The following is a 25,023-nucleotide window of genomic DNA, read 5'->3' as shown; positions in this document are numbered from 1 at the left end:
GGTAGCTGTGCGAAGAGGGCCGGGGGGATACCCCGGCCTTTTTTTAATTCATTCTTTCGACAATCATGGCAATTCCCTGGCCGCCGCCAATACACAGCGTTGCCAGCCCGAGCGTTTTATCCCGCGCAGAGAGGGCATGCAGCAGCGTCACCAGGATTCGCGCGCCGCTGGCGCCAATAGGGTGCCCAAGCGCGATAGCCCCGCCGTTGACGTTCACTTTCTGCCGATCAAAGCCGAGCGTTTTCCCGACGGCAAGGAACTGTGCCGCAAATGCCTCATTGGCTTCAATCAGATCGATATCAGAAAGCTGTAGTCCGCACTGTTGCAGCGCCTTTTGCGTGGCGGGAACCGGCCCCATGCCCATCAGCGCCGGAGCGACACCGCCGCTGGCATAGGCTTTGATACGGGCAAGGGGTTTAAGCCCCGCCGCCAGCGCCGCCGCTTCCTCCATCACTACCAGGGCCGCCGCACCGTCGTTGATCCCTGAGGCGTTACCGGCGGTTACGGTACCTGCTTTATCGAAGGCCGGGCGCAACGCGGCGAGACCTTCCGTCGTGGAGTCGGCTTTGGGGAATTCATCGCGGTCAAAAACAACGGTTTTCTTGCGCGATACCACGTTGACGGGGACGATTTCCGCCTGAAATGCACCATTCTTGATAGCCGTGATCGCCTTAAGCTGCGATTGCAGTGAAAGTTCATCCTGCATCTCCCGGCTGATGCCGTACTCCCGGGCGACATTTTCGGCAGTGATGCCCATATGATAGCCGTGCGTAGCGCAGATCAGGCCGTCGCGGAGAATAACGTCGGATAGCTCTCCGTCGCCGAGACGATAGCCCCAGCGGGCTTTCGCGCCCAGCAGGTACGGCGCCAGGCTCATGTTCTCCATACCGCCCGCCACTATCGCCTGCGCCTGTCCAGCCTGAATCGCCTGGGCAGCAAGCGCGACGCTTTTAAGACCGGAGCCGCAAACCTTGTTCACGGTAAAACCGCAGACCGTTTCGGCGAGACCGCTTTTCAACAGAGCCTGGCGCGCCGGGTTTTGTCCAAGCCCGGCCTGCAGCACGTTCCCCATAATGACTTCATCAACCCGCAGTGGATCGAGCTGGGCGCGTTCGAGAACGGCTTTAATCACGATTGCTCCAAGATCTATCGCGCTGGTGGTTGCTAGCGCGCCATTAAAGCTGCCGATGGCGGTACGTGCCGCACTGACGATGACACAATTTTTCATCTTCTGTTCCTTAAAGTGAGGGTTGCCGTCAGAACAAGGTCAAACCAATGACAAAAATGACGCCGGAGAAGAGCAGGGCGGTGATGCAGTACCCCATAATGTCGCGTACCCCCAGTCCGGCAATGGCCAGCGCAGGTAGCGCCCAGAACGGTTGCGCCATGTTCATCCACTGTTCGCCGTAGGCGATTGCCATCACCGATTTACCGAGATCGGCCCCTAGCGCCTGGGCCGCAGGCATAACGAACGGTCCCTGGATTACCCAGTGGCCGCCGCCCGAGGGAACGGCAAAGTTAATCAGCGCAGAGCTAAAGAAGGTCATTACCGGGAAGGTGTCTTTATTGGCAACGTTAATGAAGAATTCCGTGATAAGGCCGCCGAGACCGGAATGTTCCATCATCAGTTGGATCCCGGCATAAAAGGGAAACTGCACCAGAATTCCGGCGGTACTACGTGCCGCGGCGCTGATGGCGCGCATATAAGCCATCGGCGTCTTGTGCAGCAGCAGGCCGGCAATCATAAACATCAGATTGACGGTATTGATGGTGATGTTAAATCCCTTCTCAGCGAAATAGAGTGCGAGGTAAGCAATGCCCAGCGCGCCAACGATCAATGCCAGGATACGGCTCTCCTCCAGCCGTTCCGATGGTGGGGCATCAGCCGGCAATTTCTTCTGAAAATCGGCCTCTTCCAGCAGCAATGCCGGATCGATACTGACCACGTCCGACGGTTTTGGCGTCATCATCCGGGTAATGAATGGCATCACCACGATCAGTCCGAGCGTGATAAAGATGTTGAATCTGGTGAACAGGGTATCGCCGACCGGGATTAATCCGGCGATATGTTCGACCGGGTTGCCCGGCGTGGCCGCCAGCAGAGGCATGGATCCAGAGAAGCCGCCGCCCCAGGTGAGAAACCCGATATAGGCGCAGGCAATCAGTAGCGGATAGTCGGAACCGGGCACCCGACGAGCGACTTCGCGGGCAAACATCGCCCCGACCACCAGGCCGAAGCCCCAGTTGATTACGCAGGCGACCGAGCCAAAGAAGGTGACCAGCATCACGCCCTGGGCCGGCGTTTTGGCTGCTGAGGCGGCGGTACGCAGCAGGCTTTTTACCGGTCCTGAGCTTGCCAGGGCATGACCTGTGACAATAATCAGCGCCATTTGCATACCGAAAGCCAGCAGATTCCAGAAACCGTCGCCCCATAGTTTCACCATGCTGACTGGCGTTTGCGGCGTGAGCCAGAGCGCAATGGCAAAGGTCAGCAGAGTTAACAGCATGGCAAAGATCAGAGGATCGGGAAGCCAGCGGCTGACGATACGCGTCATAAAACGCGAGATACGGCCAATCATGCGTCACCTCGTTGTATTAGCAGGTCCGCGGCGATGGCGAAATGCGCTTCGGTTTTTGCGTGCAGGGTGTCGAGGTCGCATCCTTCGACGATTTCGGTGAGCCACATCTTGCCGTCAATAAAGCGGAACACCGCAAGCTCGGTCACCAGCATGTGCACCGCATGTTGTGCGGTAAGCGGCATCGTACATTGGCGCAGAATCTTCGCCGAACCATCTTTGGCGCAATGTTCCATTGCGATAATGACTTTGCGTGCGCCGGTAACCAGATCCATTGCGCCGCCCATACCGGGCACCATTTTGCCGGGGACCACCCAGTTGGCGAGGTTAGCCTGCTCATCTACCTGCAGTCCGCCAAGAACGCAGGCATCAACATGACCGCCGCGAATTAGCGAGAAGGACATCGCGCTGTCGAACATCGCTGCGCCGGGCAAAATCCCGCAGGGTTGCCCGCCTGCGTTTACCAGATCGGGATGGACTGTGGTCACCGGCCCCAGACCCAGAAAACCGTTCTCGGATTGCAGTGTGATGTGAATGTCGTTCGGCAGGAAGTTTGCCACCATTGTTGGCAGGCCAATGCCGAGGTTAACGATGTCGCCATCGCGAAGTTCTTGCGCCACGCGGCGCGCGATACGTTGTTTAGCATCCATGATTATTTCTCCTGCGGCATGAGGATATGGTCGATAACGGCGCCAGGGGTCACGATCTGGTCAGGTTGGAGCGCGCCGGTGTCGACCAGTTCATCGGGTTCAGCCAGCGCAATGTCGGCTGCGAGAGCAATAAGCGGGTTGAAATTGCGGGCGCTGAGTCGGTAGGTGAGGTTGCCAGATGAGTCGGCTTGATGGGCGCGGATAAGCGCCAGATCCGCACGTAAAGGGCGTTCCAGGAGCCAGGTTTTGCCGTCAAGAGTGAGGGTCTGCTTACCCTCCTCTACGACGGTACCGACGCCGGTTGCCGTCAAAAAGCCGCCGAGGCCTGCGCCGCCGCAGCGGATTTGTTCAATCAGGGTACCTTGCGGAACCAGCTGAACCTCCATCTCTTCGGCAATCATGCGGCGACCCGTTTCGGGATTGGTGCCAATATGGGAAGCGATAACTTTGCTAACCCGGCCATTGACGATCAGTGGACCAATGCCGGTATCAACGAATGCAGTATCGTTGGCAATGAGGGTGAGATCTCTGACGCCGGATTCAAGTAACGCCGCGACAAGGCGGGGCGGGGTGCCAACCCCCATAAAGCCGCCAACCATAATGGTCATGCCGTCACGAAAGAAGCCAGAGGCGTCCTGTAAGGTAATCAGTTTATTTTTCATTGTGTTTCCCTTTTGCATACTCCGTGTTGGGTACACCAAGGGGATAGCAAGCGGGGTGCCAGAGTTGGAATTTGAAGTGGTTTTTATTAATTGATTGAATTTAAAGGTTTATTTTGGCTTTTTTTGTCGATGGTGACGGCGGAAACTATGCAGGATTTTGCGCACTGTGCAAAATCCTGCATAGCAGATTTTGGTATTAGATACCCGCCGGGTCGATATCGTACTCCTGCAGTTTATACATCAAGGCACGTCGGCTGATACCCAGCATTAATGCGGTGCGGGTGCGATTTCCCTCCTGCTGTTCGAGCACCTCAAGAATGATCCGTTTCTCTTCACGCTTGATCTCCTCTTTCAGATTTCGTTCTCCCGCCTGCGCCGGCTTCATTTCCGTCGTCGTGCTGATGGGATGACGGAACTGAGCGGGTAAGTCTTCGGCGAAAATGACCGCGCCGGTGCTCATCACCACCGCGCGTTCAATGACGTTGGATAGCTCGCGGATATTGCCCGGCCATGGCCAGGTGGCGAGCAGCGAGAGCGCCGCCGGGTCAATCTCAATGATATCGCGCTGATTTTCCGAACTGAATTTCTGCAGAAAATGGTTGGCCAGCAGGGCGATATCTTCTCGCCGCTCTCTTAGCGGCGGCAGCATCAGATGAATCACATTCAGGCGGTAAAACAGGTCTTCGCGAAAATGGCCTTCTTTCACCATCGCCTGTAGATCCCGGTTGGTGGCGGCGATAATGCGAATATCGACCTTAATGGTTTGATGTCCGCCAATGCGCTCAAATTCTCTTTCCTGCAGAATGCGCAGTAGTTTAGCCTGGAGGATCGGCGGCATTTCGCCAATCTCATCGAGTAACAGCGTTCCCCGATGCGCTCGTTCAAACAGTCCCTGACGTAGGGTCTGCGCGCCGGTAAAAGCGCCTTTTTCATGACCAAAGAGCTCGCTTTCCAGTAATGATTCCGGTAAAGCGGCGCAGTTAATCTTGATAAACGGGCCGTTTGAGCGGCGGGAATTATAGTGAATCGCGCGGGCGATCAGCTCTTTCCCGGTCCCGCTTTCGCCGCTAACCAGTACGCTGGCCTGCGAGAGGGCGATTTTGGCCGTGTCTTTGCAGATATCCATCATTGCCGGGCTGTTCGTCAGAATATGCCCCCACTGCCAGCTGGTGCTCAGCGCCTTATGCAGGCTGCGGATCTCTTGCTTCATCGCCTGAAGCTGTAGCGCTCGTTGAATCACTAAGGTTAGTTCGTCAAGATCGAAAGGTTTGATCACATAATCGAATGCCCCGCTGCGTAAGGCTTCTACTGCCGTCTCCACTTCCGCATAGGCGGTCATCAAAATGATGGGGATCCCTGGCTCCATCGCCCGCATGGCTTTCAGCGCCGCGATACCGTCCATTTCCGGCATCCGAATATCCATCAACACCACATCTGGCTGCGTTTGTGCAAAGGTTCGTAGCGCGTCCTGGCCATTACTAACGGAGTGCGTTTCGTGTCCCTGTAAGGAAAATGCCGTAGTCAACATTCGGCGAACGTTCTCTTCGTCATCAACGATGAGAATACGGTAGGTGGATTTCATACGCGCGGGTTCTCCCGGGGATTGAGCGGTAAAATAAGGGTGAAGGTTGTACCGCATCCTGGCGTGCTGGTAACGCGGATATCTCCTTGATGTGCATTGATGATCCGCTGGCTCAGCGCCAGCCCAAGACCGGTACCTGAGGCTTTGGTCGTGAAAAAGGGGTCAAATATCTTTTTTTGCAGTGCGAGATCAATACCGCAACCATCATCCTTAATCGCGACCGCCAGCTGTGTTGGCGTGTATTGCCACGTTCGAATGCGAATTTCCCCTCGTGCCCCTATTGCCTGTACCGCATTAATCAACAGATTGAGGAGTACCTGCTTAAGCAATTCACGATCCGCGACGATCGCGGGTTGGTTGGCGTCAAATTGCGTAACGAAGGTGATTCTGGCCTGCACGCCGGAGGTTTGTACCAGAATCAACGCCTCTTCAATCAGGGCGTTCAGATGGATTTTTTGCCATTGGCTTTGCCGGGGCCGGGAGAAATCCAGCAGCTGCTGGATGACCTTATTGATTGAATCAATTTCATTGAGCACGATAGATAAATATTCTTGATGCACGGGCAGGGGAGTTTGCTGGAGGATGATTTGCACGTAGCCACGGATTGCCGTCAGCGGGTTCCGGACTTCATGAGCCACGCCGGCCATTAATTCGCCCAGGGTGGCGAGCCTCTCCGTTTGGGTCAGCCGGCGCTGCGCCTCTTTACGGGCTGTCAAATCAGAAAAAATAACCAGCGCGCCGATCAACTCGCCCCGCGCGTTGTGGATTCGGCTGGTCGTCACGCTAAGTTCAATAGTGCGGTCGCGCGCCGGAAAACTGACCTCCTGAGCGAGATGCTCAATGCCGTGCGCCAGCGTGTCGAGAACGGGGCTACGGAAATGCGGATCGGTAAACAGAGTGGCATACGGTTGCCCGACCAGTTCATGCTGCTTATAGCCGGTAATCTGTTCTGCTGCGGGATTGATCGTCGTGACATCGCCCTGTCTGTCGATGGCGATAACCCCGTCGGCGGCGTTTTCTATGATCAGATCGTTAAGGGTTTTGGTCTCGCGTAGCGTTTGCGCCAACGCATTTACGCTACGGCTAATTTGTCCCAGTTCGCCTGGCAGATTGGGTAATCGCGTAGGGTTATTCTGCGCAAGGGTGGAGAGACTGTCGGTGATAATATCAATGTTGGCACTGAATCGCCGTGAAAAGAGGACAATCAGCAGCAGGCTACTCATCAATCCCACCGCCAGGACTGCAATAATCCGGACGTCCATCTTCCATGCCTGTTGGCGAATATCTTCTGTCAGCTCATTGGCCCAGATATAGCCGATGACTTCACCATGCCGTTCGATTGGAATCATGGAGTTGAGAATATCGCCGCGAACCTGCTTGCCAGAAAATACCAGCGGAGCGTTGGTGTTCATGACCCTACGGCCAGGATGCTCTGCTGTAATGGTGATGCCGACGGTGTCCTGAAAAAGTTGTGCGGGAGCATACGTGATAATGGCATCCAGCGCCTTATTGTAATACCCTGCGCCGATACCGGGGAAGGCATCAGTAATACGTTCGGTAATGGGACCTAGCTCATGATTAAGAGCCCGGATGCGTTCATCACGGGGTAAATGGCTATAGTGATTAAAGCGATCGGCCAGAGCAGTATTCAGCAGGTTAACGACGGCTGAGAGTTTTTTCTCTTTTTCAGATAAGACTGCTGAACGGCCCTCTGTTTCTACGATATAACCAATAGCGATTATCGGTATGCAAACCATCAGTATAGCCATCAGAATCATTTGGTTTCGCAAACGCCGGGGATAGATCCGGCGTATTATCCCTTTTAGATAGCGCATGCTGATGTCCATGTTGAATGTTTTTCAGGCAAACGCCTATTATCGAGGGGGAGGCCGCAGGTTTCTCGGCGGTGTATCATATTCCCGTAAAGAGAGAGCATTGCGACGTCGGTCATTTACCGCTACCTTAACCCCATTCTGTTGAGTCCCTGACGGCCGAGTATCGCCACATTGAAATATCTTGCCTCTTTTCATACCACGCTAAAGGTTTCACGCTACCTGTTCCGGGCGCTGGCGGTACTGCTCTGGATGCTGATCGCTTTCGTCTCCGTGTTTTATATCGTCAATGCCCTGCATGATAGAGAGTCGGAAATCCGTCAGGAATTTAACCTCAATGCCGATCAGGCGCAGCGCTATATCCAGCGGACCGCAGACGTTATTAAAGAGTTGAAATACGTCGCCGGTAACCGGCCGCTCAGCGGCGGTGAGAGCGCGGCTTCGTCTGTGCCGAATGGCAGCATCGCCGTGCCCGATTTCGAACCGCTGTATCCCGATTCGGATTGTGGAACCATGGTCACCACCTGGCACAATTCTTTGCAGTCGCTGGCGTGGTTTATGCGCTACTGGCGCGATAATTTTTCCGCCGCCTATGATCTGAACCGCATCTTTTTGATCGGGAGCGATAATCTGTGTATGGCCAACTTTGGCCTGCGCGAAATGCCGCTCGAGCGCGATCAGGCGCTGAAGGTTCTGCACCAGCGCATCGAACAGTATCGCGATGCGCCGCAAAACGAGCGCGGCAGCAATCTGTTCTGGATAAGCCAGGGCGTGCGCCCGGGAGTGGGGTATTTTTACGCGCTGACGCCGGTGTATATGGCAAACCGTCTGCAGGCGATGTTGGGCATTGAGCAAACGATCCGGATGGAGAGCTTCTTCACGCCGGGCAGTCTGCCGATGAGCGTCACCATTCTCGACGACAACGGGCAGCCGTTAATTTCGCTTGCCGGGGCGGATAACAAAATTAAGAGTGAAGCCCGGTGGATGCAGGAGCGGGTCTGGTTTGGCTACACCGCCGGTTTTCGCGAGCTGGCGCTGAAGAAGAGCCTGCCGCCGTCGTCATTGAGCATTGTCTATTCGGTGTCGGTCGATCAGGTGCTCGAACGTATCCGGATGCTGATCATCAACGCGATTATCCTCAATATCCTGACCGGGGTGATTCTGTTCGCTCTGGCGCGGATGTATGAACGGCGGATCTTTATCCCGGCGGAAAACGACGCCCAGCGGCTGGAGGAGCATGAGCAGTTCAATCGTAAAATCGTCGCGTCGGCGCCGGTCGGCATTTGCATTCTGCGCACGCTCGATGGCACCAATATCCTGAGCAATGAGCTGGCGCATAACTACCTCAACATGTTGACCCATGAGGACCGACAGCGGCTAACGCAGATAATCTGCGGCCAGCAGGTTAACTTTGTGGATGTGTTGACCAGCAACAACACCAACCTGCAAATCAGCTTTGTGCATTCGCGCTATCGCAACGAAAACGTCGCTATTTGCGTGCTGGTGGACGTCAGCGCGCGCGTCAAAATGGAAGAGTCATTGCAGGAAATGGCGCAGGCCGCGGAGCAGGCCAGCCAGTCGAAATCGATGTTCCTCGCCACCGTCAGCCATGAATTACGCACGCCGCTGTACGGGATTATCGGTAACCTCGATCTCCTGCAAACCAAAGAGTTACCGAAGGGCGTCGACAGGCTGGTAACGGCGATGAATAACTCTTCCAGCCTGCTGCTGAAGATCATCAGCGATATCCTCGACTTCTCGAAAATTGAGTCCGAGCAGCTGAAAATTGAACCCGGTGAGTTTTCTCCCCGCGAGGTGATGAACCATATCTCTGCCAACTATCTGCCGCTGGTGGTGCGTAAACAGCTGGGACTGTACTGCTTTATAGAGCCCGACGTCCCGCAGCTGATGTCCGGCGATCCGATGCGCCTGCAGCAGGTCATTTCTAACCTGCTCAGTAACGCCATCAAATTTACCGACACCGGCTGTATTATTCTGCATGTCCAGTGTGCCGGGGATTATCTGCAAATTAGCGTGCGTGATACCGGGGAAGGGATCCCGGCGAAAGAGGTGGTGCGCCTGTTTGATCCTTTCTTCCAGGTCGGGACCGGCGTACAGCGTAATTTCCAGGGGACCGGCCTGGGGCTGGCGATCTGCGAAAAGCTGATCAGCATGATGGATGGCGATATTGCCGTCGAAACCGAACCGGGGATGGGCAGCCGTTTCACCATTCGTATCCCGCTATATGGGGTGCAAAACCGCTCGCCGCTGATAGCGGAAGGGCTGGCGGAAAAATGCTGCTGGCTGGCGATACACAATACGTCGCTGGCGTTGTTTATTACGTCGCTACTCAGACACCACGGCCTCCAGGCGCATGTCTATGACGGGCAGCCGTCGGGGGCGGATGATATTTTGCTGACCGATGATGAGCCGGATGCGCGCTGGCAGGGCGGTGCGGCGGTGATTTTCTGCCGCCGCCATATTGGTATCCCGCTGGAGCGCGCGCCGGGTGAATGGATCCATAGCGTGACCACGCCGCATGAGCTGTTGCCGCTGCTGGGACGCATCTTCAGTATTGCCGTGACGAGCCCCGAGCATGGGCCTGCGCTGTCGGCGCCGGAAACGCAGCTCGCCAATAATGATGACATGATGATCCTGGTGGTAGACGACCATCCGATCAACCGCCGGCTGCTGGCTGACCAGCTTGGTTCGCTGGGATACCAGTGCGTAACCGCCAACGATGGGGTCGATGCGCTGGGCGTGCTGAGTAAACAGCATATCGATATCGTGTTGAGCGATGTCAACATGCCAAACATGGACGGCTATCGTCTGACGCAGCGTATCCGCCAGCTGGAGATGACGCTACCGGTTATCGGAGTGACCGCCAACGCGCTGGCCGAAGAGAAACAGCGCTGCCTGGAATCCGGAATGGATAGCTGTCTGTCGAAACCGGTGACCCTGGATATCCTTAAACAAACCCTGGCGCTGTATGCCGCGCGGGTGCGCAAGAGCAGGGAATAGACCGGGGAATTTCCCGGCGGCGCGGGGCGCGCTCGTCCGGGATCTCTTCTGGCCAGGATCGGGCGCGGGGCGCCGTCGTCCGGGCGGGAACGTTACTCTTTGTCGCTGGCGCTCAGAGAAACGGAAGAAAGGTAGTTCAGCAGGGCGATATCGTTTTCCACGCCCAGTTTCATCATCGCCGATTTCTTCTGGCTACTGATGGTTTTAATGCTGCGGTTGAGCTTTTTGGCAATCTCCGTCACCAGGAAACCTTCGGCGAACAGGCGCAGCACTTCGCTCTCTTTTGGCGACAGGCGTTTATCGCCGTAGCCACTGGCGCTGATTTTTTCCAGCAGGCGTGAGACGCTTTCCGGGGTGAATTTTTTGCCTTTCTGCAGCGCGGCCAGCGCTTTTGGCAGATCGGTCGGCGCGCCCTGTTTCAGCACGATCCCTTCGATATCCAGATCCAGCACCGCGCTGAGAATCGCCGGGTTGTTGTTCATTGTCAGAACGATGATCGACAGATCCGGGAAATGGCGCTTGATGTATTTGATCAAGGTGATCCCGTCGCCATATTTGTCGCCGGGCATCGACAGGTCGGTAATCAGAACGTGTGCGTCTAATTTAGGCAGATTGTTGATCAGGGCCGTGGAGTCTTCAAATTCGCCAACGACGTTTACCCACTCGATTTGCTCGAGTGATTTACGAATACCGAACAGTACGATCGGATGGTCATCGGCAATAATTACGTTCATAGTGTTCATGTATTAGGCTACCTTGCTACAGCAAGCTCTTGACGTAAACGTCAATGTCGCTGATATATTTTTCTATGCCTTGCGCATCTTTTTCGCGAATCAGATGCTCAAGCGTTTCACATAACTGTTTGCCGGGTGTCAGATTAAGCATAGCAAACGCCCCTTTAAGGCGGTGCGCTGTCTGCGCCAACGCAGCTAAATCGCTTGTGGCCAGTTCAGTATACAGCCTCTGAACATCATCCGGAACCGTATCGGCAAACAGTGCGTAATAGCCGCTGGCGTGGAGCTCGGCATTACTTTCGCTGCCTGGAGAGGCGGGCTGAACCTCTTCCTGCGCCAGCTGCTGCTCAATCAGTTGCAGAATCGCTTCCTGCATGGCTGCGCTGATATTAAAATTGACACGCAGCTGGCCTGGGCCAATTTTGCGTATCCCAACCTCATCATCGCTTAAAAGCAAGCCTGAAGCAGTAAGATTAGACGGATTATCCGTTAAAAAGAGATCGTATTCTTGATTTGTCAGCCTTTCGTCCGGGGTGATGCAGCTTGCCCCCCAGCTTTCAAGCTGGCGCACGACGATCCGTCGCACTTCATTGGCGGTAATATCCAGCATCGCCACGACATCATCCAGCAGATGCTCGCCAGCCTCGTGCTCTTCGCCACTGGCCGGCATTTTGAGATGCAGTGAATAGCGGGTGCCCAGCGACTCGCGCGCTTTGATATTCATCTGGCCGCCAAGCTTACGCGTCAGGCGATCGCAGAGCCAGAAGGTGAGGGCGTTAGCCTTACCATACAGGTCTGACTGAGTCTCGTTGAGGAACGGGAAGTGCATATTGTCGATTTCGTTGCCGGATACGCCGTTGCCGGTGTCCAGAATACGGAAGGTCAGGCGATCGTCTGCCGACTCGTCTTTACTCACTTCGAGGGTGATTTTACCGATTTGCGTCGTGGTCACCGAATATTGAATTAACAGCAGCAGGGTGCGGCGCAGGGCATCGCGATCGCCATAGCGTTGTTCACTCGCCGGTAGCGCGTTGTTAATCAGTAGCTGCAGGCCTTTACGTTTGATGAGCGGCAGCACCTCTGGCACCACTTCATCGATCAGCTCCTGGATGGAGAACAGCCCGGGGCTACTTTTCCAGCAATCGTTCTCCAGCAGGTTGGCGAGCTGAATTTCATCCACCAGCTGTACCAGCCGATCGGCATGCTGCGCCAGCTTACGGCTCTCGGCGATACCAAGCGCCGCGGCTTCTTCCGCCAGCGTCTGCGCCGGTTGCTTCAACGCGCTTCCGATATGCTGCATAAACGCGGCGCGACCGTGCTGGTTTTTTTCATACAGCCGCTGCGCCTGCTTCAGCTTTTTACTGACCAGCACCTCCCGGTCCTGATCGCGAATAATGAAAATCTGCGTCCGCGGCGCTACCTGGCTACGATACTGACGAATTTCATACAGCTCGTTATTGATGGTGGCCTGAATGACCCCCTGATGCTGATCCGCCATATTGGTGATGTTCTGCAGGTTCAGATGCGGCAGAAGATGGTCGGCAATCGGGTTGCTGATAAGCGTCCGGTTGGCTTCCTGATCGTGGACCAGCAGCCCCAGCGGCAACAGCGATACGATCTCTTCATTAATGGCGCGCAGGGTGCGTAATTCACCGTTGGCGGCGGAAGAGACGCCGGTGCCGCTCTGACGGCTGCGGCCGCTGTAGTGGCGAAATGTCGTAAACCCGAACAGGGTCAATGCCAGCAAGCCGACGATCAGCAGCAGCGGCAGAAGAACGCTCTGCAGGGATTGCATCAGCAATGTGCTGAATGGAACGACCCAGATCAGGCGCATTCCGCTGGTACTGATGTTGGTGGTGATCTCGATTCGCGCGCCGTTAAAGTCGACGTTGACGTTATCAGCGGTTTCTTTATCCGGGCTGGTGGCCGCGCTTTGCGCCGGGTCGGGTTCAATCCGAAAATTATCCAGCGACATACCTGGCGGTATCAGGTCGTTAATCGGCAGATCGAAGGCGACAACGGTCGCCAGATGGCCCGGTTGGTTAAACGTGGTGCGCAGGGTGAAATAGTGCCCGTTTTGCCAGGAGAGGTGGCGCAGCGACGAAAAGGTTTCGCGCTCATCCAGGGTGTTGGCCTGCAACAGCATTTCCGCACGGCGGGACTCTACGACGCTGGCGATCGTCGACTCTTTAAAACTTGATGACAGATCTTTCAGCGGCAGCGTCGAAACCAGGATCAGGCTGTTATCGAGGCCGTTCAGATAGTACATCGACCAGGGGATGGTTTCCGCGCCCCACAGAATGTCGAGGTAGCTGGAGATTTTTTGCGTCATTTCCAGCGTCGAGCTGTCATGAGAACCAAAAATCAGCGCTTCGGTTTTCCGCCGCGGCTTTTCCAGGTAGTAGACATCTTGTTTCAATCGCGTTTCTTGTAAGCCATCGCCGGCGGTGCTGGAAGAGGTGGCGGCAATATTGTCATAAATTTGCCAGGTCGCGTAGCGCCAGGCATCGATGCGTTTATGCAGCGCGTGGCTCACGTCGATGACCTGATAACTTTTATCTTTCAGCCAGGTATTGACCGCGCTTTGAATCATGACACCCATCGTCGCCAGCAGGACGATGACCATTAAAATGAAGAAGCGGGTGATGCTGCCTGGCATCAGGGAAAATTTTTTTTGGGTCATCGTGTGACGGAGCGACTCATCAGTGTGTAAGCAGGACGTTGCGCCAGATAGCTGGCAGCAGAGTGAATACTGTAAGCAGTATAAAGGCTAATTTATCAAATCCATACTACAGATTGCCGTTCTGCAATTTTTTTAATCCTGAGATTTATCTTAAAGAAGTGAGTGCGGAGAAGGTGTACAGCCCGGTGAATTTTGTACAATTATTTACCGATTTATTTTTGTGAATAGCACTAAATAACAAGAAATTACCGGAATAAGGATGTGCTCAATGGTGAGGTGTTTGATTAATAAACGTTATTTTTTTCGCGCGCCGAACAGAGGGAATTAAAGTTGTGTAAAGAAGGGTAAAAAAAAACCGAATGCGAAGCATCCGGCTCAAATAGGGGTAAACAGACATTCAGAACTGAATGACGGTAATAAATAAAGTTAATGATGATAGCGAGGGTTATTCTAGTCGGCGGGGGAGATTTTGTTTTGTCATTCAGTGCTATAGATGTAGCTGGGTGTAACTTCATGATGTTGTTTGAGAAAAATTATTTTCTTGATTATTGGTGCTTATTTTCTTGATTCCCATTGGTGGGAAAAAGTTCCCCTGCGTTTACAAATTGAAACATCTTGTGCGCATTTTGAAACACCTTAGAAGTTTTCGTATCATATTCTTGTTGGATTATTCTGCATTTTACAGCACAATGAATATAGCCGACTGATTAGAAGGGTAATCAGTAAGCAGTGGCAATAATAAAAGGCATATAACAAACAGAGGGTTAATAACATGAAAGTTAAAGTACTGTCCCTCCTGGTACCGGCTCTGCTGGTAGCAGGCGCAGCAAATGCGGCTGAAATTTATAACAAAGACGGCAACAAATTAGACCTCTACGGTAAAATCGACGGTCTGCACTATTTCTCTGATGATAAGGGCGCTGACGGCGACCAGACCTACATGCGTATCGGCGTGAAAGGCGAAACTCAGATCAACGACCAGCTGACCGGTTACGGCCAGTGGGAATACAACGTTCAGGCGAACAACACTGAGAGCTCCAGCGATCAGGCATGGACCCGTCTGGCGTTTGCTGGTCTGAAATTCGGCGACGCGGGCTCTTTCGACTACGGTCGTAACTACGGCGTTGTTTACGACGTAACTTCCTGGACCGACGTTCTGCCGGAATTCGGCGGCGACACCTACGGTGCTGACAACTTCATGCAATCCCGTGCTAACGGCGTTGCAACCTATCGTAACTCTGACTTCTTCGGTCTGGTTGACGGCCTGAACTTTGCTCTGCAGTACCAGGGTAAAAACGGCAGCGTCAGCGGCGAAGGCACCTCCCCGACCAACAACGGTCGTGGCGCTCTGAAACAGAACGGCGACGGTTTCGGTACCTCTCTGACCTATGACATCTGGGACGGCATCAGCGCTGGTTTCGCTTACTCAACTTCTAAACGTACTGGCGATCAGAACAATCTGTCCAAAGGTCGTGGTGATAACGCTGAAACCTACACCGGCGGTCTGAAATACGACGCGAACAACATCTATCTGGCGACTCAGTATACTCAAACTTACAATGCGACCCGTTTCAGCGGTAGCGGTGAGTCTGATTCCATCAGCGGTTTCGCTAATAAAGCGCAGAACTTCGAAGTGGTTGCTCAGTACCAGTTTGATTTCGGCCTGCGTCCGTCCGTGGCTTACCTGCAGTCTAAAGGTAAGGACATCGAAGGTTTCGGCGACCAGGATATCCTGAAATATGTTGACGTAGGCGCGACCTACTACTTCAACAAAAACATGTCCACCTATGTTGACTACAAAATCAACCTGCTGGACGACAATGATTTCACCCGTCGTGCCGGTATCTCTACCGACGACATCGTTGCTCTGGGCCTGGTTTACCAGTTCTAAGCACGCTGAAGTCTCGAAAAAAGGCGCCTCTGGCGCCTTTTTTTATGCCTCGTTTAAACTGTCTGGTGTAACCTTGCTGGCTTAGCAAGAGGAACCCAATTTTATGGATATCACTTTTTTTCGTACCGCGCTGTTTGCCATCTGCGTACTCCTTTCCGGCTGCGATGCAGCCACTTCTCCTGGCATGCCAAAGAGTGCCGCTACCGTGCTGGACGGCAAGACGATGGGCACATTCTGGCGGGTCAGCGTGATTGGCGTGGATGAAAGCAAAGCCCAGGCGCTGCGACAGAAGGTACAGGCACAGCTCGATGCCGACGATCGCCTGCTTTCCACCTGGAAAAACGATTCGGCATTGATGCAGTTTAACCATGCCGCTACCACCGGGCCATGGCCGGTGAGCGAGGCGATGGCCGATATCGTCTCAATGTCGCTGCGCATCGGCGCCAAAACCGATGGCGCGATGGATATTACGGTGGGTCCGCTGGTTAATCTCTGGGGCTTCGGCCCGGATAAGCAGCCGGTGAAAACGCCGGATCCGGCGCAGATCGCCGCCGCGAAAGCGCGTAGCGGATTGCAGCATCTGACGGTCATTAACCACGCGGATCGCCAGTATCTGCAGAAAGATATTGCGGATCTGTTTGTCGATCTCTCCACCGTCGGCGAGGGTTATGCCGCCGATCATCTGGCGCGCCTGATGGAGCAGGAGGGGATTTCCCGCTATCTGGTCTCGGTCGGCGGGGCGTTGGTCAGCCGGGGGATGAACGCCGACGGGCAACCGTGGCGGGTGGCTATTCAGAAACCGACCGATCGTGAAAACGTCGTTCAGGCAATAGTGGATATCAACGGTCATGGGATCAGCACTTCCGGCAGCTACCGCAATTACTATGAACTGGATGGGAAGCGGATCTCGCACGTGATCGACCCGCAAACCGGCCGGCCGATTGATCATAAGCTGGTCTCGGTTACGGTGATTGCGCCAACGGCGCTGGAAGCGGATGGCTGGGATACCGGGCTGATGGTGCTCGGGCCGCAAAAAGCGCAGGACGTCGTGCGCGAACAAGGCCTGGCGGTGTATATGATTATTAAAGAGGGCGACGGGTTTAAAACCTGGATGTCGCCGCAGTTCCGCACTTTCCTGGTCGGCGAAAAAAATTAAACAGCAAGATTGCGGGTTTTTTTCATCGGGCGCCGGGCCAGACTGGCGATACACTTAAAGCAGGAGCCCGCTATGAAACCGATTATTGCTGATACCGATGACCGCCGCTGGCAGGCGGTTTGCGAACGTGATGTCCGCGCCGATGGTCAGTTCGTCTTTGCCGTACTGACTACCGGTATTTGCTGCCGCCCGTCCTGCCGTTCGCGGCGGGCGCTGCGGGAGAACGTGCGTTTTTACCCCACCGTTGAGGCTGCCACTGCCGCAGGTTTTCGCCCCTGCAAGCGCTGCCAGCCGGATAAAAACGCCCCGCATCAGCAAAAGATAGACAAAGTGGCCAGGGCCTGTCGCCTGCTGGAGCAGGAATCGCCCGTTACCCTGGCTGCGTTGGCTGAAGAGCTGGCGATCAGCCCCTACCATTTCCATCGTTTATTCAAATCCGTTACCGGGATGACGCCAAAGGCCTGGCAGCAGGCGTGGCGCGCGCGGCGTTTACGCGATGCGCTGGGGCAGGGCGAAAAGGTCACTCCCGCGGTGATGGCCGCCGGCTTCCCCGGGGGCAGTAGCTATTACCGTCAGGCGGATGCCGCGCTGGGCATGACCGCGCGGCAGTTTCGCCGCGGCGGTGAGGATATCGATATTGTCTATGCCTTCGGCGACTGTGCGGTCGGCCGCTGCCTGGTGGCGGAGAGTGAACGCGGGGTCTGCGCGGTGTTGCCTGGGGAAGATGATCCGTCGCTGCTCAATGAGCTACGCCGCCTGTTCCCCAACGCGCGGCTGATGCCCGGCGATGGGCTATTTCATCAGCGGGTGGCGCAAATTTTCGCTCATCTGGACGATCACCGACACGCGGTCAACCTGCCGCTGGACATTCGCGGCACCGCCTTCCAGCAGCGCGTCTGGCAGGCGTTGCGGCAGATTCCCGCCGGGGAAACCCGCAGCTATCGTCAGGTCGCGCAGAGCATCGGCCAGCCGCGTGCGGTCAGGGCCGTCGCCGGCGCCTGTGCGGCGAATAAGCTGGCGATCGTCATCCCTTGTCACCGGGTGGTGCGTGAGGGCGGAGCGCTCTCTGGCTACCGCTGGGGAACGGCGCGCAAAGCGCAGCTGCTGGCGCGCGAAGCGCAGAACGAGGAGAAGTGATGCTTGATTTATTCGCCGATACCCCGCCCTGGCAGGAGCCGCTGGCTCCGGGAGCGACGATTCTGCGGCGCTTCGCGCATCAGCGCGCCCCGGCTTTACTGCAGGCGATAGATCGGGTGGCCGGACGTTCGCCGTTTCGTCAGATGGTGACGCCCGGCGGCTATACCATGTCGGTGGCGATGACCAACTGCGGCAGCCTGGGCTGGACCACCGATATGCACGGCTACCTGTATGCCCCTGACGATCCGCTCACCGGCCAGCGCTGGCCGGCGATGCCGGCGATATTTCGCGAACTGGCGGCGGAGGCGGCGCTCGCCTGCGGCTACCCGGGTTTTACGCCCGATGCCTGTTTGCTTAACCGCTACTCGCCGGGCGCGAAGCTTTCGCTGCATCAGGATAAAGATGAACGCGATCTGCGGGCGCCTATCGTTTCGGTATCCCTGGGACTGCCCGCGGTCTTTCAGTTTGGCGGGCTGCAGCGTAGCGATCCCCTGCAGCGCGTGTTGCTGGAGCACGGCGATGTGGTGGTCTGGGGCGGGGAGTCACGCCTGGTGTATCACGGCGTTCAGCCGCTGAAAGAGGGGGACCATCCGCAGACCGGCGCCTGTCGTTACAACCTCACTTTCCGCCTCGCAGGTAATGCGGGTAATTAAAGAACAAAAATAAGAATTATTCTTGCTGTCATCGGCGAGCAGTTTAAACTGCTGGCTGTTTTGCTTGTCCGGATTGCGTGTTTATGGAACTCCTCCTTCTTGTATGGCGCCAGTATCGCTGGCCGTTTATTTCCGTCATCGCCCTGAGCCTGCTCAGCGCGGCGCTGGGTATCGGGCTAATTGCTTTTATTAATCTGCGCCTGATGACCGTGGTCGATACGTCGCTGACGGTGCTGCCGGAGTTTCTCGGGTTATTGCTGCTGTTGATGGTGGTGACGCTCGGTTCCCAGCTGGCGCTGACCACTCTCGGGCACCATTTCGTTTTTCGTCTGCGCGGCGAATTTATTAAGCGTATCCTCGATACCCCCATCGAACAGGTCGAGAAGATCGGCAGCGCCTCGCTGCTCGCCGGGTTAACCAGCGACGTGCGTAATATCACCATCGCTTTCGTTCGCCTGCCGGAGCTGGTGCAGGGGATTATCCTGACCTTTGGCTCCGCCGCCTATCTGGCCTGGCTGTCGGGAAAAATGATGCTGGTCACCGCGCTGTGGATGGCGCTCACTATCTGGGGCGGGTTTGTGCTGGTCGCCCGCGTCTATAAGCATATGGCGACGCTGCGGGAAACCGAGGATCGGCTGTACCAGGACTATCAGACGGTGCTGGAAGGGCGCAAGGAGCTGACCCTCAACCGGGAACGCGCCGAATACGTGTTTAACCAGCTCTATCTGCCGGATGCCCGCGAATATCGTCACCATATTATTCGCGCCGACACCTTCCACCTCAGCGCGGTGAACTGGTCGAATATCATGATGCTCGGCGCTATCGGGCTGGTGTTCTGGATGGCGAACGGTCTCGGCTGGGCCAACACCGCCGTGGCGGCGACCTACTCGCTGACCCTGCTGTTCCTGCGCACGCCGCTGCTCTCGGCGGTTGGCGCGCTGCCGACGCTGCTGAGCGCGCAGGTGGCCTTCAATAAGCTGCATCGGTTTTCGCTGGCGCCCTATCGCGCCGACTTCCCGTCGCCGGATGCGCATCCCCACTGGCAAAGCCTGGAACTGCGCGATGTCTGCTTCCAGTATCCGGATAATACTTTCGCGGTGGGGCCGATTAACCTGACCCTGCAGCGCGGCGAGCTGGTCTTTTTAATTGGCGGTAACGGCAGCGGAAAATCGACGCTGGCGATGTTGCTGACCGGGCTGTACCAGCCGGCCTCCGGGCAGATCCTCGTGGATGGTCAGGCGCTGGCGGTGGACAAGCCGGAGGATTACCGCAAGCTTTTCTCGGCGGTGTTCACCGACGTCTGGCTGTTTGACCAGCTGCTGGGGCCCGGCGGCAAAACGGCCGATCCGGCGCTGGTTGACCGGTGGATGGATTATCTGAAAATGACGCATAAGCTGCAGCTGGATAACGGCAGAATTGTCGATCTGAAACTGTCGAAGGGACAGAAGAAGCGTGTAGCGCTGCTGCTGGCGCTGGCTGAGGAACGGGATATCGTCCTGCTCGATGAGTGGGCTGCGGACCAGGACCCGCACTTCCGCCGCGAGTTTTATCAGGTGCTGTTGCCGCTGATGCAGCAGATGGGCAAAACCGTTTTCGCCATCAGCCACGACGATCACTACTTCCAGCATGCCGATCGCCTGCTGGAGATGCGCAGCGGTCAGCTGACGGAGCTGATCGGGGAAGAGCGCGAGCTGGCCAGCCGTGATGCGGTAGCACGCACGGCCTGATACTTCGCGCCTCCTGGTCGACGGGAGGCGCGGCTGGTGATTTTTCCGCCGTCTGAACTCGCCGACGGTTATTTTTTCTCCCTCCCCGCGCTATGCTTATGGCACCTGGCCTGCTGGTCCGCCACATGTTTTCACAAGGATTGCCTGACCGATGTCCGTTTTGCATAAAAAAAGCGCCAGATTGCGTGATGAAGAGCGTGCCCGCCTGATCTGGCTGCTGGCCACCGATAAAGCCGTTACCTCGGCATTGTTAGGCAAATTGACCCTCGCCGAACGCTACGACGACGGCACGCTGGCAGACGATCTGGCGGAGGTCGAGGTGCTGGTCTCCCACCTGCCGCCGCCGGACCTCGCCGATGCCCTGGAAGCGCTGCCGTACGACGGGCGTAATGCGCTCTGGCAGCTGGTCACCAATGATAAACGCGGGGAGGTGCTGCTCGAGGCATCGGAAAACGTCTGGGGCGATCTCATCGATAAGATGAGCGACCACGAGCTGCTGGACGCGCTACAAACGTTGGATATCGATGAGCAGGTCTATCTGGTCCAGCACCTGCCGCGTAATCTGACCGGCCGCCTGCTGGCGACGATGCCGCCGGATAAACGCGCGCGCGTGCGCCAGATGATGCGCTATGCCGACAATACCGTCGGGGCGATCATGGAGTTCGAGGTCATTATCGTGCGTCCGGACATGACGCTGGCGGCGGTGCAGCGCTATCTGCGGCGGCTGGGTAAAATGCCGGAGAATACCGATAAGCTGTTTGTCACCACCCGCAATAAGCTGTTGTTGGGGGAGCTGGAGCTACAGACTATTTTGCTCAATGACGCGCAAAAGCGGGTCGGCGAGGTAATGGAAGGGGATCCGGTCACCTTCCAGCCGCACGAAGAGGCGGAAAAGGTCGCGCGTACCTTCGAACGTGATGACCTGCTCAGCGCGGCGGTGATCGATGCGGAAGGTAAGCTGATGGGCCGTCTGACCATCGACGAAATCGTCGACGTGGTGTATGAAGAGACGGACAGCGACCTGCGTGGCATGGGCGGCCTGAGCAGCGATGAAGATGTCTTTGCCCCGGTCAGCAAAGCGGTAAAAACCCGCTGGGCGTGGCTGGCGGTCAATTTGTGTACCGCTTTTATCGCCTCACGGGTGATCGACGGTTTCGAACACACCATCTCACAGCTGGTGGCGCTCGCCTCGTTGATGCCGATCGTCGCCGGGATCGGCGGTAACACCGGTAACCAGACGATCACCATGATCGTCCGCGCCATGGCGTTACAGCACATTCAGCCCGGCAGCTTTTCGTTCTTGATTATGCGTGAAATGGGCGTGGCGCTGATTAACGGTCTGGTGTGGGGCGGCATTATGGGCGCCATCACCTGGTGGCTGTATAACGATCCGCAGCTGGGCGGGGTGATGACGCTGGCGATGATGCTGAATCTGCTGATGGCGGCGATGATGGGGGTGATTATCCCGATGGTGATGGTCAAGCTGGGGCGCGATCCGGCGGTCGGCTCCAGCGTGATGATCACCGCGATCACCGACACCGGCGGTTTCTTTATTTTTCTCGGTCTGGCGACGATATTTCTGATGTAATCTGCGGTTTGTTGCGCAGACGGCGGGGGATCAGCGCCATCACCACCAGGCCTGCCAGCACGCCGATCGCCAGATTGCTGGTGCCGACCGTGGCGCCGACGGTCACCAGCATGACCAGCGTTTCCGGCCATGGGGTTTGCGCCAGCTCCGCCGGACGGATGCTATGCCAGCTAAAGGTTTTTGCCGCCACAATTACCATCACTCCGGCGAGCACCACCATCGGAATTTTCGCCATCACCTCGCTCAGGGCGGTCACCAGCAGCAGCAGTACCAGGCCTGCGGCAATCGTTGAGACGCGGCTGCGGCCTTTCCCCATTTCCACGTTAACGATGGTTTGACCGATCATCGCGCAGCCGGCGATCCCGCCATACAGCCCGGCGAGAATATTGGCGATACCCAGCCCGGCGCTCTCCCGCGCTTTGCTGGAAGGCGTATGGGTCAGGTCATCCACCAGCTTTGCCGTCAGCAGGGACTCCATCAGACCGACGAAGGCGATACTTAACGCGCAGGGCCAGATAATGTGCAGGGTTTGCCGATCGAGCGGTACCAGCAGGGCGGTGAGTCCAGGTAATCCCCCGCCCATTGAACCTTCATCGCCGACGGTCGGCAGCAGCTGGCCGGTGGTGACGGTAAAGACGGTCAACAGGACGATGGCGATAAGCGGCGACGGGACGGCTTTAATGTAGCGCGGCGCCCACAGCACAATCAGCAGAGTCAGGACGAACAGGCCGAGAATCAGCGGCTGTTTGCTCCAGAAATGCGGGATCTGAGCAAAGAAGATGAGGATCCCCAGCGCATTGACGAAGCCGGTCATCACCGATTGCGGAATAAAGCGCATCAGTCGGGCCATACCGCACAAGCCAAACAAAATTTGAATAATACCCGCCAGAATAACAGCGGGCAGGATATACCCCACGCCGTGTTGCTGCACCATCGGGCCAATCACCAGCGCTACCGAGCCAGCGGCGGCGGTGACCATTGCCGGCCTGCCGCCGAGCACCGACATCGCCAGACACAGGACGACGGAGGCGATCAGGCTGACTTTCGGGTCCACGCCGGCAATTACCGAAAAGGAGATAACCTCCGGAATCAGCGCCAGGGCGGTCAGCACGCCGGCCAATGTTTCCCGCGTCAGCAGCGACGGAGAACGTAATACGTGGCGAACAGCGCCTGTTGAAGAGGACGAAACGTGGTTTGAGGGCTGGTGCATAAGAGATTCGCAGGTTAGTTAAAGCTGGATATATAAGCCTGAGCTTGTGTGCGGTCTGTCACAAAACAGGGGATGATAGCGCGGGAACTGTGCTTATACCAGTACAAAATATGATTTAGCGTACACATTTATTAAACATTTTTATAACAGATCTCAAAACTCAACTTAAATTTTAAACAATATTTAATTTTTTGATCTTCGGTGTTACCTTGATCTCCGATAATCGTTTCACCTGCGCTAAATACAAAAGCGAGTAAAGTAAGGCTCAAATCCGATGAAGAAAAAGATGGCCGTACCCAGCTCTCCGGCGGTTGGTTCAGAGACACCTCGGACCGACACCCGCCATGAGCAAGAGACGGATGTATTGTTGATTGGCGGTGGCATCATGAGCGCCACGTTGGGAACCTGGCTGCAGGAACTTGAGCCGGACTGGTCTATTACCATGGTCGAGCAGATGTCCAGCGTGGCTGAGGAAAGCTCGAACGGCTGGAACAATGCCGGTACCGGCCATGCGGCATTGATGGAGCTGAACTACACGCCGCAAACCGCCAGCGGGATTAATATCGATAAAGCGGTCGATATCAACGAGTCCTTCCATATCTCTCGTCAGTTTTGGGCTCATCAGGTGACGCGCGGCATACTCAGTAAGCCGAAATCATTTATCAATAGCGTGCCGCACATGAGCTTTGTGTGGGGCGAAGACAATGTGAATTTCCTGCGCGCGCGCTACGCGGCTCTGCAGCAGAGCGAGCTATTCCGCGGCATTCGCTACTCTGAAGATCATCAGCAGATCAAAGAGTGGGCGCCGCTGGTTATGGAAGGGCGCGACCCGCAGCAAAAAGTGGCGGCAACCCGCACTGAAGTTGGTACCGACGTTAACTACGGTGAAATCACCCGTCAGCTGATTGCCGGACTCCAGACCCACGACAATTTCTCCTTACAGCTTGGCACCGTCGTGCGTCGCTTTAAGCGCAACGCCGACAAGAGCTGGACGGTAACGTTGGCCGATGCGGATAACCGCCGCCAGAAGCGGGTCATTAAAGCCAAATTCATCTTTATTGGCGCCGGCGGCGCTGCGCTGACGCTGCTGCAGGAAACCGGTATTCCGCAGGCAAAAGAGTACGCCGGCTTCCCGGTTGGCGGCCAGTTCCTGGTTTGTGAAAATCCGGAAGTGGTTAATCACCATCTGGCTAAAGTATACGGTCAGGCTGAAGTGGGCGCGCCGCCGATGTCGGTTCCGCATATCGATACGCGGATTATCGACGGTAAACGCGTGGTGCTGTTCGGGCCGTTCGCCACCTTCTCCACCCGCTTTCTGAAAAACGGTTCGCTGTGGGATCTGCTGGCTTCAACCAATACCTCGAATATTCTGCCGATGCTCAACGTCGGTCTGGATAACTTCGATCTGGTGAAATACCTGATTAGCCAGGTGATGCAGAAAGATAACGATCGCCACGAAGCGCTGCGCGAATACTATCCTGAAGCGAGAAAAGAGGACTGGCGTCTCTGGCAGGCCGGTCAGCGGGTACAAATCATCAAACGTGACGGTAAGAAAGGGGTGCTGCGCCTCGGTACTGAAGTCGTCAGCGATGATGAAGGGACCGTTGCTGCACTGCTGGGGGCCTCGCCGGGAGCCTCTACGGCGGCGCCGATCATGCTGCAGCTGCTGGAGAAGGTCTTTAAGGACAAGGTTCAGTCAGCCGCCTGGCAGGCGAAGCTGAAAGAGATCGTCCCGTCCTACGGCCTGCGTCTGGATGGTAATCCATCGGCGATTGAACAGGCGCTGGCGTGGACCAGTGAAGTGCTGCAACTGCACTATGAGCCGGTTGCGGTGGTTGACCAGGTGCCGCTCGCCGAGCTGAAACCCCTGTCCGGCGATAAGCCGATGGCGGATATCGCGCTGTAAAACGTTGTACCCGGC

Annotated in this window: 17 protein-coding genes; 8 read left to right on the top strand and 9 right to left on the bottom strand. The window is 56.1% G+C overall.

Annotated features, from left to right (window positions below):
• Positions 1 to 43: 43 nt before the first annotated feature.
• The 6 genes from EDF73_RS03025 to atoS form a co-directional block, all read right to left on the bottom strand.
• Positions 44 to 1,228: an acetyl-CoA C-acetyltransferase gene (locus EDF73_RS03025; protein ID WP_132725586.1), complete on the bottom strand. Its 1,185-nt coding sequence runs from the start codon at positions 1,226 to 1,228 to the stop codon at positions 44 to 46.
• A gap of 28 nt (positions 1,229 to 1,256) precedes the next feature.
• The gene (locus EDF73_RS03020; RefSeq protein ID WP_132725584.1) at positions 1,257 to 2,579 is read right to left on the bottom strand and encodes a TIGR00366 family protein; all 1,323 of its coding nucleotides are present in this window, start codon (positions 2,577 to 2,579) and stop codon (positions 1,257 to 1,259) included.
• Positions 2,576 to 3,226 (bottom strand): 3-oxoacid CoA-transferase subunit B, encoded by a 651-nt coding sequence (locus tag EDF73_RS03015; protein WP_132725581.1) that lies wholly within the window; start codon positions 3,224 to 3,226, stop codon positions 2,576 to 2,578. The genes EDF73_RS03020 and EDF73_RS03015 overlap by 4 nt, the downstream gene beginning before the upstream one ends.
• A gap of 2 nt (positions 3,227 to 3,228) precedes the next feature.
• Positions 3,229 to 3,888 carry an acetate CoA-transferase subunit alpha gene (gene atoD, locus EDF73_RS03010; RefSeq protein ID WP_132725579.1) on the bottom strand — a complete coding sequence of 220 codons (660 nt, stop codon included), beginning with the start codon at positions 3,886 to 3,888 and terminating at the stop codon, positions 3,229 to 3,231.
• Positions 3,889 to 4,084: 196 nt separating this feature from the next.
• Positions 4,085 to 5,470, bottom strand: a complete 1,386-nt coding sequence (gene atoC, locus EDF73_RS03005) for an acetoacetate metabolism transcriptional regulator AtoC (protein ID WP_132725576.1) — start codon at positions 5,468 to 5,470, stop codon at positions 4,085 to 4,087.
• Positions 5,467 to 7,305, bottom strand: a complete 1,839-nt coding sequence (gene atoS, locus EDF73_RS03000; RefSeq protein WP_132725574.1) for a two-component system sensor histidine kinase AtoS — start codon at positions 7,303 to 7,305, stop codon at positions 5,467 to 5,469. Before atoS ends, atoC begins: the two co-directional genes overlap by 4 nt.
• Positions 7,306 to 7,476: 171 nt before the next feature.
• Between atoS and rcsC the strand changes: the two genes are divergently transcribed.
• The gene (rcsC, locus tag EDF73_RS02995; protein ID WP_132725572.1) at positions 7,477 to 10,323 is read left to right on the top strand and encodes a two-component system sensor histidine kinase RcsC; all 2,847 of its coding nucleotides are present in this window, start codon (positions 7,477 to 7,479) and stop codon (positions 10,321 to 10,323) included.
• A 92-nt stretch (positions 10,324 to 10,415) separates the two neighbouring features.
• Here rcsC and rcsB read toward each other — a convergent pair whose 3' ends face one another.
• Positions 10,416 to 11,066: a response regulator transcription factor RcsB gene (gene rcsB / locus EDF73_RS02990; protein ID WP_132725569.1), complete on the bottom strand. Its 651-nt coding sequence runs from the start codon at positions 11,064 to 11,066 to the stop codon at positions 10,416 to 10,418.
• A 16-nt stretch (positions 11,067 to 11,082) separates the two neighbouring features.
• Positions 11,083 to 13,740 (bottom strand): phosphotransferase RcsD, encoded by a 2,658-nt coding sequence (gene rcsD / locus EDF73_RS02985; protein ID WP_132725567.1) that lies wholly within the window; start codon positions 13,738 to 13,740, stop codon positions 11,083 to 11,085.
• 772 nt (positions 13,741 to 14,512) lie between these two features.
• Here rcsD and EDF73_RS02980 point away from each other — a divergent pair.
• The 6 genes from EDF73_RS02980 to mgtE all read left to right on the top strand — a co-directional run bounded on the left by EDF73_RS02980 (position 14,513) and on the right by mgtE (position 21,892).
• Positions 14,513 to 15,631, top strand: coding sequence for a porin OmpC (locus EDF73_RS02980; RefSeq protein WP_132725565.1), 1,119 nt, complete (start codon positions 14,513 to 14,515; stop codon positions 15,629 to 15,631).
• 103 nt (positions 15,632 to 15,734) lie between these two features.
• Positions 15,735 to 16,787 (top strand): FAD:protein FMN transferase ApbE, encoded by a 1,053-nt coding sequence (gene apbE, locus EDF73_RS02975; protein WP_132725562.1) that lies wholly within the window; start codon positions 15,735 to 15,737, stop codon positions 16,785 to 16,787.
• Positions 16,788 to 16,859: 72 nt separating this feature from the next.
• Entirely contained in the window at positions 16,860 to 17,924 is a 1,065-nt protein-coding gene (gene ada / locus EDF73_RS02970; protein WP_132725560.1) for a bifunctional DNA-binding transcriptional regulator/O6-methylguanine-DNA methyltransferase Ada, read from the top strand.
• On the top strand, positions 17,924 to 18,577 hold the full coding sequence (gene alkB, locus EDF73_RS02965; RefSeq protein WP_132725558.1) for a DNA oxidative demethylase AlkB: 654 nt from the start codon (positions 17,924 to 17,926) through the stop codon (positions 18,575 to 18,577). Before ada ends, alkB begins: the two co-directional genes overlap by 1 nt.
• Before the next feature lie 83 nt (positions 18,578 to 18,660).
• Positions 18,661 to 20,304, top strand: a complete 1,644-nt coding sequence (locus EDF73_RS02960; protein WP_132725555.1) for a multidrug ABC transporter permease/ATP-binding protein — start codon at positions 18,661 to 18,663, stop codon at positions 20,302 to 20,304.
• A 151-nt stretch (positions 20,305 to 20,455) separates the two neighbouring features.
• Positions 20,456 to 21,892 carry a magnesium transporter gene (gene mgtE, locus EDF73_RS02955; protein WP_132725552.1) on the top strand — a complete coding sequence of 479 codons (1,437 nt, stop codon included), beginning with the start codon at positions 20,456 to 20,458 and terminating at the stop codon, positions 21,890 to 21,892.
• Here mgtE and EDF73_RS02950 read toward each other — a convergent pair.
• Positions 21,855 to 23,102 (bottom strand): SulP family inorganic anion transporter, encoded by a 1,248-nt coding sequence (locus tag EDF73_RS02950; protein ID WP_132725550.1) that lies wholly within the window; start codon positions 23,100 to 23,102, stop codon positions 21,855 to 21,857. The genes mgtE and EDF73_RS02950 overlap by 38 nt on opposite strands.
• 274 nt (positions 23,103 to 23,376) lie before the next feature.
• Between EDF73_RS02950 and mqo the strand changes: the two genes are divergently transcribed.
• Positions 23,377 to 25,008: a malate dehydrogenase (quinone) gene (mqo, locus tag EDF73_RS02945; RefSeq protein WP_132725548.1), complete on the top strand. Its 1,632-nt coding sequence runs from the start codon at positions 23,377 to 23,379 to the stop codon at positions 25,006 to 25,008.
• Positions 25,009 to 25,023: the final 15 nt, after the last annotated feature.

The sequence above is a fragment of the Klebsiella sp. BIGb0138 genome (genome assembly GCF_004342285.1).
In the GTDB taxonomy this organism is placed as follows: Bacteria; Pseudomonadota; Gammaproteobacteria; order Enterobacterales; family Enterobacteriaceae; genus Klebsiella.
The sequence above is the reverse complement of the archived record's forward strand: the minus strand, read 5'-3'. Positions and strand labels throughout refer to the sequence as shown.

Bases quoted from the DNA above. Each gene is read 5' to 3' on its own strand.
- EDF73_RS03025 (WP_132725586.1), bottom strand. From the start codon at position 1,228: ATGAAAAATTGTGTCATCGTCAGTGCGGCACGTACCGCCATCGGCAGC.
- EDF73_RS03020 (WP_132725584.1), bottom strand. From the start codon at position 2,579: ATGATTGGCCGTATCTCGCGTTTTATGACGCGTATCGTCAGCCGCTGG.
- EDF73_RS03015 (WP_132725581.1), bottom strand. From the start codon at position 3,226: ATGGATGCTAAACAACGTATCGCGCGCCGCGTGGCGCAAGAACTTCGC.
- atoD (WP_132725579.1), bottom strand. From the start codon at position 3,888: ATGAAAAATAAACTGATTACCTTACAGGACGCCTCTGGCTTCTTTCGT.
- atoC (WP_132725576.1), bottom strand. From the start codon at position 5,470: ATGAAATCCACCTACCGTATTCTCATCGTTGATGACGAAGAGAACGTT.
- atoS (WP_132725574.1), bottom strand. From the start codon at position 7,305: ATGCGCTATCTAAAAGGGATAATACGCCGGATCTATCCCCGGCGTTTG.
- rcsB (WP_132725569.1), bottom strand. From the start codon at position 11,066: ATGAACACTATGAACGTAATTATTGCCGATGACCATCCGATCGTACTG.
- rcsD (WP_132725567.1), bottom strand. From the start codon at position 13,740: ATGACCCAAAAAAAATTTTCCCTGATGCCAGGCAGCATCACCCGCTTC.
- EDF73_RS02980 (WP_132725565.1), top strand. From the start codon at position 14,513: ATGAAAGTTAAAGTACTGTCCCTCCTGGTACCGGCTCTGCTGGTAGCA.
- apbE (WP_132725562.1), top strand. From the start codon at position 15,735: ATGGATATCACTTTTTTTCGTACCGCGCTGTTTGCCATCTGCGTACTC.
- ada (WP_132725560.1), top strand. From the start codon at position 16,860: ATGAAACCGATTATTGCTGATACCGATGACCGCCGCTGGCAGGCGGTT.
- alkB (WP_132725558.1), top strand. From the start codon at position 17,924: ATGCTTGATTTATTCGCCGATACCCCGCCCTGGCAGGAGCCGCTGGCT.
- EDF73_RS02960 (WP_132725555.1), top strand. From the start codon at position 18,661: ATGGAACTCCTCCTTCTTGTATGGCGCCAGTATCGCTGGCCGTTTATT.
- mgtE (WP_132725552.1), top strand. From the start codon at position 20,456: ATGTCCGTTTTGCATAAAAAAAGCGCCAGATTGCGTGATGAAGAGCGT.
- EDF73_RS02950 (WP_132725550.1), bottom strand. From the start codon at position 23,102: ATGCACCAGCCCTCAAACCACGTTTCGTCCTCTTCAACAGGCGCTGTT.
- mqo (WP_132725548.1), top strand. From the start codon at position 23,377: ATGAAGAAAAAGATGGCCGTACCCAGCTCTCCGGCGGTTGGTTCAGAG.